1 protein-coding gene is annotated in these 448 nt (G+C 65.2%); it reads left to right on the top strand.

Annotated elements, in window-relative coordinates; genetic code table 11:
- Positions 1-448: pyridoxal-phosphate dependent enzyme (locus tag PQQ96_RS42225; protein WP_408303375.1), on the top strand; the 448-nt coding region annotated here is incomplete at both ends.

Here is a 448-nt window from a genome sequence, read left to right as displayed (position 1 = left end):
GATTCTCAGCCAGCATCAGGGGCCGATCCACGCGATTTTCGTGCCGATCGGCGGGGGTGGCCTGGCGGCAGGCGTGGCCGCGTACGTGAAATCGGTGCGCCCGGAGATCCAGGTGATCGGCGTACAGACCGATGACTCGTGCGCGATGGCCGCGTCGCTGAAAGCGGGTGAACGGGTCACGCTGAACGAAGTGGGCCTGTTCTCCGACGGCACCGCGGTCAAGCTGGTCGGTGAGGAAACCTTCCGCCTGTGCAGCGAATATCTCGATGACGTGCTGCTGGTGAACACCGATGCGCTGTGCGCCGCGATCAAGGACGTGTTCCAGGACACCCGCAGTGTGCTGGAGCCGGCCGGCGCGCTGGCCGTCGCAGGCGCCAAGCAGTATGCCGAGCGCGAAGGCATCGAGAACCAGACCCTGATCGCGATCACGTCCGGCGCGAACATGAAT

The sequence above is a fragment of the Paraburkholderia sediminicola genome (genome assembly GCF_046027825.1).
GTDB lineage: Bacteria > Pseudomonadota > Gammaproteobacteria > Burkholderiales > Burkholderiaceae > Paraburkholderia > Paraburkholderia sediminicola_D.
This window is presented reverse-complemented; position numbering and strand designations above follow the sequence as displayed.